Source organism: Corynebacterium phoceense (genome assembly GCF_900092335.1).
Taxonomy (GTDB): Bacteria; Actinomycetota; Actinomycetes; order Mycobacteriales; family Mycobacteriaceae; genus Corynebacterium; species Corynebacterium phoceense.
Genome location: NZ_LT596208.1, coordinates 1,057,663 through 1,073,507 on the forward strand (window position 1 = coordinate 1,057,663; position 15,845 = coordinate 1,073,507).

Below are 15,845 nucleotides of genomic sequence, written 5' to 3' on the forward strand. Positions count from 1 at the left end.
GCGCCGACGCCCGGCAAGAGCACCGGGCCGCCCAGGGCGTCGAGGACCGGCGGCTGCGCGAGGGTCGCGCCGACGACGACACCGACGTTGCCGGGGCGTCCAACAGCCGCGTGCGGCGCGTTATACGTTGCCGCCTCGTCGACCATGCGCTGGGCGATGGTGCGGCCGTCCGCGTCCGTGATGGACTGCAGCTCGACAGCCTCCGGGTTCGACGTCGCGGCGAGGACGAAGACGCCGCCGCCCACACGCTCGGCCGTCTCGAAGACCGGTGCCAGCGCGCCAATGCCGAGATACGGCGAGACCGTCACCGAATCTGCGCGCAGCGGCGAGGTCTCCCCCAGCCACGCATCCGCGTAGCCGGCCATGGTGCTGCCGATGTCGCCGCGTTTGGCGTCCGCAATCGTGAGGCAGCCCGCGTCGCGCAGGTCCGCGAGCGCGCGCTCGAGAACCGCGAAGCCCTGCGAGCCGAAGCGCTCGAAGAACGCGACCTGCGGCTTGACCACCGCAGCCGTCTCGGCAAACGCCTCGACACACGTCTGCGTGAACGTGCGAAGGCCATCGACGGTGTTGTCGAGGCCCCAGGCCTCGAGCAGGTGAGCGTGTGGGTCAATGCCCACGCACAGACGCCCACGATCGCGGCCGGCGGCGACGAGACGCTCACCGAACGTCGCATCGCTCCGCGTCACCGCGCTGTGCTCGGTGACGGAGTTATTTGGCTGGGGCATGCTCGAGCTCCTGGAGGGAACGCACGGTGAGGTTGCCCTGGCGCAGGGCCTCGATGCCCTGGACCGCGGCCGTAACACCCTGGACCGTGGTCACGCACGGGATGCCAGCCTTGACGGCAGCCGTACGAATCTCGTAGCCGTCGTGGCGAGCGCCTGCCGAACCGGCCGGGGTGTTGAGCACCAGGTCGATGTCGCCGGAGAGGATCTGGTCACGAATGGTGGCCTTGCCCTCGGGGTTCTCGGAGACCTTGACCGCGACCTCGCACTCGACGCCGTTGCGGCGCAGCATCTGGGCGGTACCGCGGGTGGCGACGATTTCGAAGCCCATGAGCGCCAGGCGCTGAATCGGGAAAATGAGCATGCGCTTGTCGTGGTTGGCGACGGAGACGAAGATGGTGCCCTCGGTGGGCAGCGCACCGAACGCGGCGAGCTCGCCCTTGGCGTAAGCCGCGCCGAAGTTGCTGGCCAAGCCCATGACCTCGCCGGTGGACTTCATCTCCGGGCTGAGCAGCGTATCGAGCGGCTGGCCATCCGGGCGACGGAAGCGGTTGAACGGCAGGACGGCTTCCTTGACCGCGATGGGGTGATCGAGCGGCAGCGAGCCGCCGTCGTAGTTCTCCGGCAGCACGCCCTCGGCACGCAGCTCCTTGATGGAGGCGCCCATCATGATGCGCGCGGCGGCCTTCGCCATCTGCACGCCCGTCGCCTTGGAGACGAATGGCACGGTGCGCGAAGCACGCGGGTTGGCCTCGATGACATAGAGGATGTCGTCCTTGAGCGCGTACTGGACGTTCATGAGGCCCTTGACGCCAATGCCGTGGGCCAACTTGCGCGTGGACTCGCGGACGTTCTCAATGTCCTCCGGGCCGAGCGTCATCGGTGGAAGCGCACAGGAAGAGTCGCCGGAGTGAATGCCGGCTTCCTCGATGTGCTCCATAACGCCGCCCAGGTAGACCTCGTCGCCGTCGCACAGCGCGTCGACGTCAATCTCGATGGCGTTATCGAGGAAGCGGTCGACGAGCACCGGGTGGTCCGAGGTGATCTCGGTGGCGCGGTCGATGTAATCCTGCAGGGAGGCCTCGTCGTAGACGATCTCCATGCCGCGGCCGCCCAGGACGTAGGACGGACGCACGAGCACCGGGTAGCCGATTTCCGCGGCGACAGCCTTGGCCTCGTCGAAGGAGGTGGCGGTGCCGAACGCCGGTGCCGGGAGCTCCGCACGGCTAAGCACCTGGCCAAACTCGCCACGATCCTCGGCGAGGTTGATGGCGTCGGCCGTGGTGCCGACAACCGGGACGCCAGCCTCGGTGAGCTTCTCCGCGAGGCCCAGCGGGGTCTGTCCGCCGAGCTGGACGATGACGCCCGCGACGGTGCCGGAGGTAGCCTCGGCGTTGTAGACCTCCATGACGTCTTCGAAGGTCAGCGGCTCGAAGTAGAGGCGGTCGGCCGTGTCGTAGTCGGTGGAGACGGTCTCCGGGTTGCAGTTGACCATGACGGTCTCGTAGCCCGCGCGGGAGAGCTCGAGGGCTGCGTGGACACAGGAGTAGTCGAACTCAATGCCCTGGCCGATGCGGTTCGGGCCGGAGCCCAAGATGATGACCTTTTCGCGGTCGCGCTGCTCGGCAACTTCGGACTCTGCATTCGGGTCGAGCTCGTAGGCCGAGTAGTGGTACGGCGTCTGCGCCTCGAACTCGCCGGCACACGTATCAACCGTCTTGTAGACCGGGCGAATGCCCAGCGACCAACGCAGGCGGCGCACGCCGTCCTCGCCCGCGAACTCGGGGCGCACGGCGGCAATCTGAGCGTCAGACAGGCCCATGTACTTGGCCTCGCGCAGGAGGTCTTCGTCGAGCACGGGGGCATCGGCAAGCCGCTCGCGGAAGTCGACGAGGGCTTTGAGCTCGGCAAGGAACCACGGGTCAATCATGGAGTGCTCGAAGACCTGCTCGACGGTCGCGCCCAGGCGCAGGGCGAGCTCGACGTCGTACATGCGGCCCTCGGTCGGGGTCTCGAGGTCCTTGAGAACGGCCTCGACGTCGGTGGCGCGGTCGCCCGCGAAGTACTCGTCCGGTCGGGTCCAGAAGCCAGCCATCTTGGTTTCCATGGAACGCATGACCTTGTTGAGGCCCGCAATGTAGTTGCGGCCGATACCCATGGCCTCGCCCACGGACTTCATGGTGGTGGTGAGCGTGTCGTCCGCACCCGGGAACTTCTCGAAGGCGAAGCGCGGAGACTTAACGATGACGTAGTCGAGGGTCGGCTCGAAGGCGGCCGGGGTCACGCCGGTGATGTCGTTGGTGACCTCGTCGAGGGTGTAGCCGATGGCGAGCTTGGCAGCGAGCTTCGCGATCGGGAAACCGGTGGCCTTGGACGCCAGCGCGGAGGAACGGGACACGCGCGGGTTCATCTCGATGACGATGATGCGGCCGTCGTTCGGGTTCACGGCGAACTGGATGTTGCAGCCGCCGGTATCGACGCCGACGGCGCGAATGATGGCGATGCCGAGGTCACGCATCTTCTGGTACTCGCGGTCCGTGAGGGTAAGCGCCGGGGCGACCGTGACGGAGTCGCCGGTGTGAACGCCCAGGGCGTCGACGTTTTCGATGGACGCGATGACGACCACGTTGTCGTCACCATCGCGCATAAGCTCGAGCTCGAATTCCTTCCAGCCGAGAATGGACTCCTCGATGAGCACGTTGGCTTCCGGCGAGGCGGCCAAGCCACCGCCGGCGATGCGGTCGAGGTCTTCGTTGTTAAACGCCAGACCGGAGCCCAAGCCACCCATGGTAAACGACGGGCGGACGACGACGGGCAAGCCCAGTTCCTTGACGGTCTCGTGGACTTCGTCCATGTTGTGGCACACGCGGGAGCGCGCGGACTCGCCGCCGACGGAGGCCACGATGTCCTTGAACATCTGGCGGTCCTCGCCGCGCTCGATGGCCGGAATGTCCGCGCCGATGAGCTCGATGCCGTACTTCTCAAGGATGCCAGCACGGTCGAGCTGGATGGCCGCGTTGAGCGCCGTCTGGCCGCCCAAGGTGGCGAGCACGGCGTCGATCTTGTGGCCCTCTTCGATTTCCTTCTGGAAGACCTTCTCGATGTAGGCCGGATCGATGGGCTCGATGTAGGTGTGGTCCGCGAACTCCGGGTCGGTCATGATGGTGGCCGGGTTGGAGTTGATGAGCGTAACGCGCAGGCCTTCTTCTTTGAGGACGCGGCAGGCCTGGGTGCCGGAGTAGTCAAACTCGCAGGCCTGACCAATAACGATCGGGCCAGAACCGATGACCAGGACGTGGTTGATGTCGTTGCGCTTAGGCATGAATTTCTTTCTCTTCCCTTTTCCTGGTTGCTTACTTGTGGTCGTCCATAAGCTGGATGAACTGGTCAAACAGCGGGTTGGCGTCGTGCGGGCCGGCGGCGGATTCCGGGTGGTACTGCACGGAGAAGGCCATGCCGGACTTGAGCGCCACACCCTCAACGACGTCGTCGTTGAGGCAGGTGTGCGTCACGAGAGCCGGGCCGAAGTCGGTGTCGAACTCGGCGCCGCCGGCGGGCTTGCCCTCGCCAGCCGGGTTTTCGAGCGCGAAGCCGTGGTTCTGTGCGGTGATATCGATCTTGCCCGTGAGGTGGTTCTTCACCGGCACGTTGATGCCGCGGTGGCCAAACTTGAGCTTGTACGTGTTCAGCCCAAGTGCGCGGCCCAGAATCTGGTTACCGAAGCAGATGCCGAAGAACGGGGTGCCAGACGCGAGGATGTCGCGGGTGATGGCGACCATCTTGTCTGCGGTGGCTGGGTCACCCGGGCCGTTGGAGACGAACACGCCGTCTGGGTTGTACTGCTTGATGTCCTCGTAGGGCGTATTCGCCGGAACGACGACGGTTTCGATGCCGCGCTTGGCGAAGTTATTCGGCGTCGAGGTCTTAATGCCCATGTCATAGGCGACGACGGTGAACTTCTTCTCCCCCTCCGCCGGGACGGTGTAGGGCTCAGTGGTGGAGACGTCCTCGGCCAGGTCGAGGCCCGCCATAGACGGCTGTGCCTTGACCTCGGCGAGCAGCTCCTCGACGGGGCGCTCGGCAGCCTCGCCGGAGAAGACGCCGGCGGCGATGGAGCCGAAGTTGCGCAGATGGCGCACAAGAGCGCGGGTGTCGATGCCGCGGATGCCGACGATGCCCTGCTTCTCCATCTCCTCAGGCAGCGAGCGCGCCGCACGCCAGTTAGAGACGCGGTGTGCAAGGTCGCGGATAACGAGGCCGGCGACCCAAATCTTCGAGCCGTGCGACTCGTCGTCCTCGTCGTTCCAACCGGTGTTGCCAATCTGCGGCGACGTCGCGACCACGATCTGGCGGTGGTAGGACGGGTCGGTCATGGTCTCCTGGTAACCGGTCATGCCGGTGGTGAACACTGCTTCGCCGAGCGTGGTTCCGGTCTTGCCAAAGCCGAAGCCGCGGAAGACCTTGCCATCGGCAAGAACGAGCACGGCGGGGATAGGAGCAGAAGTCAAGGTTTCATCCTTTGATATTGCGTTCTGTGATGTAGATCGGGTTGTGCTATTCATTATGGTCTGGTTCCGCCTACTCGGCAGCAGATTCGTCAGCAGCCACGTCGTACGTGAGCGTGCCGCGCAGGAAGGTGTGCGTGACGCGGGCGTTGAAGTCCTCGCCGGCGTACGGGTTGTTCTCGGCCTTGGACGCGAGGTGCTCGACGTCCGAGGTCCAGGCGCGCTGCGGGTCGACGATGGTAAGGTTTGCCGGCTCGCCCACCGCGATCGGGCGACCGTGGCCCGGCAGACGGGTGATTTCGGCCGGGCGCTCGGACATGACGCGAGCGACGAAGCGCCAGTCGGCCAGGCCAGACTCGACGAAGACCTTCGCGATGACGGCGAGCGAGGACTCGAGGCCCAGCATGCCGGGCTTGGCGTGCTCGAACTCCACGCACTTGTCTTCCGAGCCGTGCGGCGCGTGGTCCGTGGCGACGCAGTCGATGGTGCCGTCGAGCAGCGCATCGCGCAGTGCGAGGGCATCATGCTCCTCGCGCAACGGCGGGTTGACGCGGAAGAGTCCGTCGTAGTCGGCGATCTTCTCGTCGGTGAGCATGAGGTGGTGCGGGGTGACCTCGGCGGTGAGCGGAATGTCCTGGCCCTTCGCCCACTTGAGCAGCTCCACCGTACCCGTCGTCGAAGCGTGGCAGATGTGCATGCGATTGCCGTAGTCGCGTGCAAGCAGCGCGTCGCGCGCCACGATGGATTCCTCGGCGACGCGCGGCCAGCCACGCAGGCCCAGGCGTGCGGCGACCTCGCCCTCGTGGGCGACAGCCCCCTCGGTCATACGGGAATCCTCGGCGTGCTGCGCGAGCAGGACGTCCTGGCCCTTGGCGTACTCGAGGGCGCGACGCATGATCTGCGGGTCCTGGACGCACTTGCCGTCGTCGGAGAACATGCGGACCTTGGCGTCCGAGTTCTTCATCATGCCGAACTCGGTAATGGTCTTGCCCTCGAGGCCCTTCGTGATGGAGCCCACCGGGTGGACGTCGCACACGCCGAGCGCCTGGCCCTTGGCCCACACAGACTCGGCGATGATGGGCTGATCCATCACCGGCATGGTGTTCGCCATGGTAAACACGGCCGTGAAGCCGCCCTTTGCCGCGGCGCGAGAGCCGGTCTCGATGGTCTCGGTATCCTCGCGGCCCGGCTCGCGCAGGTGCACGTGCATGTCCACGAGGCCCGGCAGAAGCACGTGGCCCTCGCCGTCCACGACGCGGTCTGCACTCGCGTCCGCGTCGGCGTTCACGGACTCGATGAAACCGTCACGCACGAGCACGTTGACGGGCTCGCCCTCGCCGTACGGGCGGACGTTGGTGATAAGCAGCGTGCCGGCGGCGGGTGCGGACAGGCGACCGGTCGCCGGGAAGTTCTCAGGTGAAGTCATAATCTACTGAACGTCTTTCTGTACTCGAACCGGTTAGAATCCAGCATTCTCGCCGTTGGCCAGGAGGGTAAACAGGACGGCCATGCGCACGTGCACGCCGTTGTTGACCTGCTGCAAAACAGCGGAGCGCGGTTGATCCGCGACCGCGTAGTTGATCTCCATGCCGCGCAGCATGGGACCTGGGTGCATGACGATGGCGTGGTCCTGCATCTTCTTCGCACGGTCCTTGGACAGGCCGTAAAGCGCCGCGTATTCGCGGTGGGACGGGAAGAAGCCGCCGTTCATGCGCTCGGCTTGGACGCGCAGCATCATGACCACGTCGGCATCGACAAGCTCGGCGTCGAAGTCATAGGAGACGCGCACCGGCCACTTCTCCACGCCAAACGGCATAAGCGTAGGCGGGGCGACGAGGGTGACCTCGGCGCCGAGCGTGGTGAGCAGGTCGACGTTGGACCGCACGACGCGGGAGTGGAGGCAATCGCCCACGATTTTGACGCGCAAGCCTCGGAAGGAGGCGGCATCGGAAAGCCCGAGACGCTGGCGCATGGTGGTGGCGTCGAGCAGTGCCTGCGTGGGGTGCTGGTGCGCGCCGTCGCCGGCATTGATGACGGACGGGCCGTCGCCATTGGGGGCGACCCAGCCAGCGAGCTGCTTTGCTGCGCCCGAGGACGGGTGGCGAATGATGATGGCGTCCGTGCCAATCGCCGAAATAGTCAAGCCGGTGTCCTTGAGAGACTCGCCTTTCTTCACCGACGAGCTCGCCGCGGAGATATTGATGACGTCCGCGGACATCCACTTGCCGGCCGTCTCGAAGGAAGAACGGGTACGCGTGGAGTTCTCATAGAACAGGGTGTAAACCGTGCGCCCGCGCAGGGTGGGCAGCTTCTTCACTTCGCGGCCATTAATGGCCTCGCGGAAGCGGTCGGCCTCGTCCATGAGCCCCAGGATCTCGTCTGCCGTGAGATCCGCGATATCGATGAGGTGCTTCATTTACTTGTCCTCTTCTGCTTTGCGCGTTAAAACAACCGCATCGCGGCCGTCAATGGCCTCGATGAAGACGGTGACATCCTCGTCGCGGGCCGTGGGAATATTCTTGCCCACGTAATCGGCGCGGATGGGCACCTCGCGGTGGCCACGGTCAACGAGGCAGGCGAGTTGGATGATGTCCGGGCGTCCAATGTCGCGCAGGGCATCGAGTGCTGCGCGGATGGTGCGTCCCGAATACAACACGTCATCGACAAGGATGACCGTGGCGTTATTAATGCCGCCGTCGGGGATCAGCGTGGGGCGCAACGCGCGGTGCGGCTTGCCGCGGAGATCGTCGCGGTACAAGGTGATATCGAGTGCCCCGGCCGGAATTTCCACCCCCGAGAATTCCTTGATTTTTTCAGCCAGGCGCTCCGCCAACGGCACGCCACCAGAGGGAATGCCAAGTAGCACGACACGTGGTGCGTCGGCCGAATCGAGCGCCGTCTTTTCAATGATCTGGTGCGCGATGCGTGCAACGGTGCGCGCGACATCATCCGAGCTGAGCAGCTCAGTTGCGTCCGCGGTAGCGTTATCAACACTCATCGTGACCTCCTTCCCCGCCTCACGGTGCGGTCTTTAAAGGATGCCTATATATGTGTGTCCTCAAATCGAACGACTCCAACTGTAGCACCCACCCGCCGTAATGGGGGTACCTCGACTAGAGTGGACGGAGTTCTCACGGCGCCGCCGCGCGTCCTCCCCGTCCAAGGAAGAATCCACCCCGTTGAGTTTTGAGGCTTCCCACGTCATCGACGCACCCCGCGAGCTCGTGTGGCAATGGCACACTCGCCCCGGCGCCTTAGCGCGTCTTACCCCGCCTTTCTTGCCCGTGACCCCGCGCCGCCAGGCCGAACGGCTCTCCGATGGCACCACGGTCCTCGGCTTTCCTGCGGGTCTCACATGGGTCGCGCGCCACGATCTCTCCCGCTACCAGCGCGGCCGCAGCTTCGCCGACGTGTGTATCAACGCGCCCATGCGCAAGCTCGCGAACTGGCGTCACACCCATACCTTCGCGGACTTTGAGACGGCCAGCGCCGCCCTACGAGGCGAGCGCACACTCATCACCGACACCGTCGACACGCGTATTCCGGCATCGGCGCTGACGCCGATGTTTGCCTACCGCCAGCGCCAGCTCATCGCGGACTTCGACTTCCTCGCGCGAGTGCAGAGTATCAACGGTGCGGCCCGCCCGCTTACCGTCGCTATGACCGGCTCCCGCGGCGCCGTGGGTCGTGCCCTGACGGCACAGCTCACCACCGCCGGTCACACCGTCATCCAGCTCGTGCGTTCCAAGGCCAAAGAGGGCCAACGCGTCTGGAACCCCGCGAATCCTGCGCCCGATCTCCTCGCGGACGCCGACGTCCTTATTCACTTGGCCGGCGAGCCCATTTTCGGCCGCTTCAACGACTCCCACAAGGCGGCCATACGCGACTCCCGCGTGGGTCCCACGCGCAAGCTCGCAGAGCTGGTCTCCCGCACGCAGTCTGTCAAGACCTTCGTCTCCGCCTCCGCCATCGGCTACTACGGCCCTGACCGTGGCGATGAGCTCCTTACGGAGTCCTCGGACTCCGGCGACGGCTTCTTGGCCGAGGTCTGCCGCAACTGGGAGGCCGCCACGGCGCCTGCTGCCGATGCCGCCCGCGTTGTCCAGGTCCGCACCGGCGTCGCGCTCACCGGCAACGCCGGGTTGCTTCCGCTGCTCCGCGCGCTCTTCCACACAGGCCTGGGCGGCACCTTCGGCGACGGCGACTTTTGGCTGAGTTGGATCGCGCACGACGACCTCACCGATATCTATTTCCGTGCCGCGATCGACGACGCGCTCACCGGCCCCGTCAACGCCGTAGGGCCTGAACCCGTTCTCAACCGCGACATGGCGCATCTGCTGGCAAAGGAGCTCGGCCGTCCCGCTATCATCCCCATCCCCACCCTCGGTCCGGCCCTGTTGCTCGGCCGCGAGGGTGCTCAGGAGCTGGCGCTGGCGAACCAGCGCGTCGCGAGCGAGAAGCTCACGCCTGCGAACCACACGTACCGCTTCGAGACGATAGCCGCGGCGCTCGCCCACGAGCTTGGCGGCGAGGAACTCGTCGCGCTGCCTGCCGTCTAAGGCCGCTCGCCACGCCACACGCCCGCATGCCTTAAGCTGGTGGGCGCACTCTATCGACACAAGTTAAGGATTCACGTGACTTCACCCGAGCAGAAGATCCTGCCGGATACCGAGGTATCCCCCGCGACGGTCGCCCGTATCGCGGAGATTTTTGACCAGCAAGGACTGCAGTACCGCACCGAGGAGCACCAGCACGAGGACGGCTCGACCGTCGAGGTCTTCCGCTCCGGCTTCGCGAACACCGCGATTGCCATGCAGGTGCGCGAGGACACCCTCATCATCGACTCCATCTGGCGCGGCCAGGTACCGGTTTCCGAGGGCCCGACCATCCTCACCCACATCAACCAGTGGAACGCCGAGCACTTCGCGCCCACGCTGCGCTTCTACGAAGGCGGCGCGGACGAGAAGGCACTCGTCGTCTCCGCCGTGCGCGAGCTCACCATCTCCGAGGGCGTTTCCCGCAATCAGCTCGGCGCCTTCGTCATGTCCTCGCTCAACTCCATCCTGGAGGCGTGGACCTTCATCGAATCGCAGTACCCGCAGCTCGTGACCTGGGAGGAACACAAGCATGACTAATCAGCAGACCCTCAACCCGGAGGATCCGAATTCGTTGCCCGTCGTGACGCTCGAGCGCGTTATCGACGCCATGGCGACCTTCGACGTCACCCTCGACAAGATCGAGGGCCGCGACGACTCCGCCACGGCGAACCTCAACGGTCTGCCCTGCCTATTCGCAGTGCTCGACTCCGTTCTCATCGTCCGCTGCGACGTGCAAACGGACGCGACCTTCTCGCAGGCGGACGCCGGTCTCTTCCTCGCCGCCAACCAGATCAACTCGGTGCAGATGGGTGCCCGCGCCGCCATCACTGATTTCGACGACTCGCTCGTCGTGCGCACCGAGCGCGACATTCCGGTCGCCGCCGGCATGAACGACACGCAGCTCGCCGCCGCCCTCAAGGCCGCCGTCGACGGCGTCATCGGCGCCCAGAATGCCATGGTCGCCGCCGCAGAGGAGATGGCAAAACTCGGTTCTGAAGCCGCCAACCAGGCTCAGAACGGCGAATAGCAATGGCCTCCAACGCTCCGTCTCACGCGGCCGACACCGAGGTACAGCCCGTCAACATTCACCGCCTCGTGGAGATCTTCGAGCTCCTCGGCGCAGACTACGTGCTCGTCTCGGCGCCCAACGACTCCGAGACTGACCCCGAGACCGACACGGATGCCGATGCTGCGGCCGCCGCGCCGGAGGACGAGCGCATCGTCCTCCAGACCGGCCTGCCGCATCTCACCATCCACTTCGACATTCAGGATGACACCCTGAGCGCCTTTGCGACGTGGGAGGGCCGCCTCGACGCGTCCGCGGAGGAAACTGTCGCGCCCATCATTGCGGACTTCAACTGGCAGATGGTTGCGCCGACGCTGAGCTACGCCTTCAGCGACGGTCAGGGCAAGCACCCCACCGAGCAGATCGTCATCAACGGCAACCGTGCGATGGCCATCGGCGAAGGCCTCAGCCGCAACCAGCTGGGCACGTTCATCCTGAGCGTCTTTGGCAGCTTCTCCGCCGCTTTTGAGGCCGTCGCGCAGGCCTTCCCCCAGGCCGTCACGTGGAACGAGGAGGACTAGTTCATGACTGATGCAACTCAGCAAGCACCAGAGTTCGAGAACCCCTACGAATTCTTCTCCCACACTGACCTTCCCGCCGTCACCCTCGAGCGCGTCATTGCCTCGCTCAACGAGGACGACTTTGGCGCCGTCGCCCACCCCGAGACTCCGAATATGGCCGTCGCTCAGCGCAACGACCTTGACTGGGTGTTTAGCATCACCGACGAGCTCGTGCGCGTCGAATGCGTCCTGCCCACCNAGATGTGAATAAGAGAGGGGGGTGGGGCTCGGGGGGGGAGCCGCCCGCGGCCGGGTCGAGGCCCGCCATAGACGGCTGTGCCTTGACCTCGGCGAGCAGCTCCTCGACGGGGCGCTCGGCAGCCTCGCCGGAGAAGACGCCGGCGGCGATGGAGCCGAAGTTGCGCAGATGGCGCACAAGAGCGCGGGTGTCGATGCCGCGGATGCCGACGATGCCCTGCTTCTCCATCTCCTCAGGCAGCGAGCGCGCCGCACGCCAGTTAGAGACGCGGTGTGCAAGGTCGCGGATAACGAGGCCGGCGACCCAAATCTTCGAGCCGTGCGACTCGTCGTCCTCGTCGTTCCAACCGGTGTTGCCAATCTGCGGCGACGTCGCGACCACGATCTGGCGGTGGTAGGACGGGTCGGTCATGGTCTCCTGGTAACCGGTCATGCCGGTGGTGAACACTGCTTCGCCGAGCGTGGTTCCGGTCTTGCCAAAGCCGAAGCCGCGGAAGACCTTGCCATCGGCAAGAACGAGCACGGCGGGGATAGGAGCAGAAGTCAAGGTTTCATCCTTTGATATTGCGTTCTGTGATGTAGATCGGGTTGTGCTATTCATTATGGTCTGGTTCCGCCTACTCGGCAGCAGATTCGTCAGCAGCCACGTCGTACGTGAGCGTGCCGCGCAGGAAGGTGTGCGTGACGCGGGCGTTGAAGTCCTCGCCGGCGTACGGGTTGTTCTCGGCCTTGGACGCGAGGTGCTCGACGTCCGAGGTCCAGGCGCGCTGCGGGTCGACGATGGTAAGGTTTGCCGGCTCGCCCACCGCGATCGGGCGACCGTGGCCCGGCAGACGGGTGATTTCGGCCGGGCGCTCGGACATGACGCGAGCGACGAAGCGCCAGTCGGCCAGGCCAGACTCGACGAAGACCTTCGCGATGACGGCGAGCGAGGACTCGAGGCCCAGCATGCCGGGCTTGGCGTGCTCGAACTCCACGCACTTGTCTTCCGAGCCGTGCGGCGCGTGGTCCGTGGCGACGCAGTCGATGGTGCCGTCGAGCAGCGCATCGCGCAGTGCGAGGGCATCATGCTCCTCGCGCAACGGCGGGTTGACGCGGAAGAGTCCGTCGTAGTCGGCGATCTTCTCGTCGGTGAGCATGAGGTGGTGCGGGGTGACCTCGGCGGTGAGCGGAATGTCCTGGCCCTTCGCCCACTTGAGCAGCTCCACCGTACCCGTCGTCGAAGCGTGGCAGATGTGCATGCGATTGCCGTAGTCGCGTGCAAGCAGCGCGTCGCGCGCCACGATGGATTCCTCGGCGACGCGCGGCCAGCCACGCAGGCCCAGGCGTGCGGCGACCTCGCCCTCGTGGGCGACAGCCCCCTCGGTCATACGGGAATCCTCGGCGTGCNAGATCGAGGGCCGCGACGACTCCGCCACGGCGAACCTCAACGGTCTGCCCTGCCTATTCGCAGTGCTCGACTCCGTTCTCATCGTCCGCTGCGACGTGCAAACGGACGCGACCTTCTCGCAGGCGGACGCCGGTCTCTTCCTCGCCGCCAACCAGATCAACTCGGTGCAGATGGGTGCCCGCGCCGCCATCACTGATTTCGACGACTCGCTCGTCGTGCGCACCGAGCGCGACATTCCGGTCGCCGCCGGCATGAACGACACGCAGCTCGCCGCCGCCCTCAAGGCCGCCGTCGACGGCGTCATCGGCGCCCAGAATGCCATGGTCGCCGCCGCAGAGGAGATGGCAAAACTCGGTTCTGAAGCCGCCAACCAGGCTCAGAACGGCGAATAGCAATGGCCTCCAACGCTCCGTCTCACGCGGCCGACACCGAGGTACAGCCCGTCAACATTCACCGCCTCGTGGAGATCTTCGAGCTCCTCGGCGCAGACTACGTGCTCGTCTCGGCGCCCAACGACTCCGAGACTGACCCCGAGACCGACACGGATGCCGATGCTGCGGCCGCCGCGCCGGAGGACGAGCGCATCGTCCTCCAGACCGGCCTGCCGCATCTCACCATCCACTTCGACATTCAGGATGACACCCTGAGCGCCTTTGCGACGTGGGAGGGCCGCCTCGACGCGTCCGCGGAGGAAACTGTCGCGCCCATCATTGCGGACTTCAACTGGCAGATGGTTGCGCCGACGCTGAGCTACGCCTTCAGCGACGGTCAGGGCAAGCACCCCACCGAGCAGATCGTCATCAACGGCAACCGTGCGATGGCCATCGGCGAAGGCCTCAGCCGCAACCAGCTGGGCACGTTCATCCTGAGCGTCTTTGGCAGCTTCTCCGCCGCTTTTGAGGCCGTCGCGCAGGCCTTCCCCCAGGCCGTCACGTGGAACGAGGAGGACTAGTTCATGACTGATGCAACTCAGCAAGCACCAGAGTTCGAGAACCCCTACGAATTCTTCTCCCACACTGACCTTCCCGCCGTCACCCTCGAGCGCGTCATTGCCTCGCTCAACGAGGACGACTTTGGCGCCGTCGCCCACCCCGAGACTCCGAATATGGCCGTCGCTCAGCGCAACGACCTTGACTGGGTGTTTAGCATCACCGACGAGCTCGTGCGCGTCGAATGCGTCCTGCCCACCGAACTCGACTTCGCCGAGATCGCCCCGGTCTTCCACGTCATCACCAACGAGCTCAATGCCGCCGCCTTCGACGGCCGCGCGCTCGTGGGCGACGTGGACGGACACGCGGAGCTGCGCGGCGACGCCACGTTCACGGCCGGCCCGGGCATGAACGATGATCAACTCTTCCACGCACTTAACTACGCCGTCTTCGCGGCGCAGGAAGCACTGCTGGGCACGCTCGACAACTTCAACGAATTCGCCCGCACCGTCCAGGAGCGCGACGCCGAGTAATACGCACACCCGCTCACACGCTCATCCAAAAAATCCCTTCAGCACATATAAGCTCTGCCCGCCGCACCGAGCGGGCCCGTTATATGTCCTGAAGGGATATGTACCACCTAAGACTCCTCGATACGCGTGCGCACGGTCTCTGGATCACACTCCGCCGCCGGCCATGGCAGGTCCGGGTGACGCAGCACGTCGACGATGAGGAACATGAGCGCCATGCGCGCGTACTTCTTATTGTCCGTGGGGATGACGCACCACGGCGCGTGGTAGGCATCGGTGCATCGAATGGCGTCCTTATAGGCGGCCATGTAATCATCCCAATAGGCACGTTCCTCGACGTCGGACGGGTCGTACTTCCAGAACTTGTACTCACGCTCGGTGCGCTCGAGGAGGTTCTCTTTCTGCGCCTTCTTCGACAGGTGCAGGAAAACCTTAATGATGTGGACGCCGGACTTGGCGAGCTCACGTTCGTAGTCCTTGATGGCCTCAAAGCGGCGGTCGATCTCGTCTTCATCAACCCATGTGTGGACACGCTGGATCAGCACATCCTCGTAGTGCGATCGGTCAAGCGCGACCACGTGGCCCGGCTTGGGGTCGTGCTTGCGGATGCGCCAGAGAAAGTCGTGCTTCATCCCTTCCTCGGTCGGCTTGCCAAAGCCCACGGAGTCCGTGCCCTGCGGATCAAACGTACTGAACACGTGGCGAATGACACCCCCTTGCCGGAGGTGTCCATGCCCTGCAGAATGACGAGCACCGAGGGGGCCTTCTCCCCGTAGGCACGACCATTGGCGTAGAGCTCCTCGTCGTAGTGACTGGGGCGCGCGGCCAGTTCGTCCTTGTCTCCGTCAAAGCCCGGCGTGGAGCTCGGATCGACGGAGGACAGCTCGACGTTCTTTCCGGCGCGCAGCGCTAGCGCGTCGGCAATCTTAAATGTCGACATTCCCCCACTGTAAGCGTGAGCCCTTCCCTTTTGCCTCGAATCACGCTACTATGTAATACATAGTAGTTGGCACAACAAAGGAGCTTGCATGGCAGATACACAGCTTCGCAAAGGCGTGTTGGAACTCATCGTTCTGCGTTCCCTTCACGTCAGCCCCGGCTACGGAGGCGCGCTTCTCGAGCGGCTCAACGCGCAAGGGCTCGAGGTCTCCTCCGGCACCCTCTACCCGCTCCTCGCGCGTCTAAAGAAAGCCGGATACCTCACCAGCCGCTGGGAGGAATCCCCCAGCGGGCCACCACGCAAGGTCTACGTCGTCACCGACGCGGGCCGCACTCAGCTCGCCGCTCTCACCGCCGAATGGCAGACCCTCACCACGATCGTCGACACCATCCTGAAAGGGCAGTAAC

The 15,845-nt window shown here is 65.0% G+C and carries 13 protein-coding genes and 4 pseudogenes; 8 read left to right on the forward strand and 9 right to left on the reverse strand.

Annotation, left to right across the window (positions count from 1 at the left end; translation table 11 throughout):
- The 6 genes from pyrF to pyrR all read right to left on the reverse strand — a co-directional run.
- Positions 1-725 (reverse strand): orotidine-5'-phosphate decarboxylase (gene pyrF, locus BN9444_RS09085; RefSeq protein ID WP_068802184.1); only part of this gene is annotated, 725 nt, incomplete at its 3' end.
- Positions 709-4,044 (reverse strand): carbamoyl-phosphate synthase large subunit, encoded by a 3,336-nt coding sequence (gene carB / locus BN9444_RS09090; protein WP_066493161.1) that lies wholly within the window; start codon positions 4,042-4,044, stop codon positions 709-711. The genes carB and pyrF, both read right to left, overlap by 17 nt.
- Positions 4,045-4,075: 31 nt before the next feature.
- On the reverse strand, positions 4,076-5,284 hold the full coding sequence (gene carA / locus BN9444_RS09095; RefSeq protein ID WP_068801800.1) for a glutamine-hydrolyzing carbamoyl-phosphate synthase small subunit: 1,209 nt from the start codon (positions 5,282-5,284) through the stop codon (positions 4,076-4,078).
- A 16-nt stretch (positions 5,285-5,300) separates the two neighbouring features.
- Complete coding sequence (locus tag BN9444_RS09100; protein WP_068801801.1) at positions 5,301-6,653, reverse strand: dihydroorotase; 1,353 nt, start codon at positions 6,651-6,653, stop codon at positions 5,301-5,303.
- A gap of 33 nt (positions 6,654-6,686) precedes the next feature.
- Positions 6,687-7,643, reverse strand: coding sequence for an aspartate carbamoyltransferase catalytic subunit (locus tag BN9444_RS09105; protein WP_066493151.1), 957 nt, complete (start codon positions 7,641-7,643; stop codon positions 6,687-6,689).
- Positions 7,644-8,225, reverse strand: a complete 582-nt coding sequence (pyrR, locus tag BN9444_RS09110; RefSeq protein ID WP_066493149.1) for a bifunctional pyr operon transcriptional regulator/uracil phosphoribosyltransferase PyrR — start codon at positions 8,223-8,225, stop codon at positions 7,644-7,646. It lies immediately after the preceding gene.
- 181 nt (positions 8,226-8,406) lie between these two features.
- Here pyrR and BN9444_RS09115 point away from each other — a divergent pair, with 181 nt between their 5' ends.
- From BN9444_RS09115 to BN9444_RS09130, 4 genes are all read left to right on the forward strand, one after another.
- Positions 8,407-9,786 carry a TIGR01777 family oxidoreductase gene (locus BN9444_RS09115; protein ID WP_066513365.1) on the forward strand — a complete coding sequence of 460 codons (1,380 nt, stop codon included), beginning with the start codon at positions 8,407-8,409 and terminating at the stop codon, positions 9,784-9,786.
- A gap of 75 nt (positions 9,787-9,861) precedes the next feature.
- Positions 9,862-10,362, forward strand: coding sequence for a YbjN domain-containing protein (locus BN9444_RS09120; RefSeq protein ID WP_066493144.1), 501 nt, complete (start codon positions 9,862-9,864; stop codon positions 10,360-10,362).
- Positions 10,355-10,852: a YbjN domain-containing protein gene (locus BN9444_RS09125; protein ID WP_066493143.1), complete on the forward strand. Its 498-nt coding sequence runs from the start codon at positions 10,355-10,357 to the stop codon at positions 10,850-10,852. Before BN9444_RS09120 ends, BN9444_RS09125 begins: the two co-directional genes overlap by 8 nt.
- A 2-nt stretch (positions 10,853-10,854) precedes the next feature.
- Positions 10,855-11,412, forward strand: coding sequence for a hypothetical protein (locus BN9444_RS09130; RefSeq protein WP_066493138.1), 558 nt, complete (start codon positions 10,855-10,857; stop codon positions 11,410-11,412).
- A gap of 259 nt (positions 11,413-11,671) precedes the next feature.
- Here the strand turns inward: BN9444_RS09130 and BN9444_RS09140 are convergent.
- Positions 11,672-12,250, reverse strand: a pseudogene (locus tag BN9444_RS09140) (carbamoyl-phosphate synthase domain-containing protein); the annotation flags it as partial.
- 16 nt (positions 12,251-12,266) lie between these two features.
- Positions 12,267-13,037 (reverse strand): annotated as a pseudogene (locus tag BN9444_RS09145) (dihydroorotase); the annotation flags it as partial.
- 4 nt (positions 13,038-13,041) lie between these two features.
- Here BN9444_RS09145 and BN9444_RS09150 point away from each other — a divergent pair.
- The 3 genes and pseudogenes from BN9444_RS09150 to BN9444_RS09160 form a co-directional block, all read left to right on the forward strand.
- Positions 13,042-13,431: pseudogene (locus BN9444_RS09150) on the forward strand (YbjN domain-containing protein); the annotation flags it as partial.
- A 2-nt stretch (positions 13,432-13,433) separates the two neighbouring features.
- Positions 13,434-13,991, forward strand: a complete 558-nt coding sequence (locus tag BN9444_RS09155; protein WP_066493138.1) for a hypothetical protein — start codon at positions 13,434-13,436, stop codon at positions 13,989-13,991.
- A gap of 3 nt (positions 13,992-13,994) precedes the next feature.
- On the forward strand, positions 13,995-14,501 hold the full coding sequence (locus tag BN9444_RS09160; protein WP_066513369.1) for a hypothetical protein: 507 nt from the start codon (positions 13,995-13,997) through the stop codon (positions 14,499-14,501).
- 107 nt (positions 14,502-14,608) lie between these two features.
- Here the strand turns inward: BN9444_RS09160 and BN9444_RS09165 are convergent.
- Positions 14,609-15,438 (reverse strand): annotated as a pseudogene (locus tag BN9444_RS09165) (PPK2 family polyphosphate kinase).
- A gap of 88 nt (positions 15,439-15,526) precedes the next feature.
- Between BN9444_RS09165 and BN9444_RS09170 the strand changes: the two are divergent.
- On the forward strand, positions 15,527-15,844 hold the full coding sequence (locus BN9444_RS09170; protein ID WP_066493136.1) for a PadR family transcriptional regulator: 318 nt from the start codon (positions 15,527-15,529) through the stop codon (positions 15,842-15,844).
- The last annotated feature ends 1 nt before the right edge of the window (position 15,845 follow it).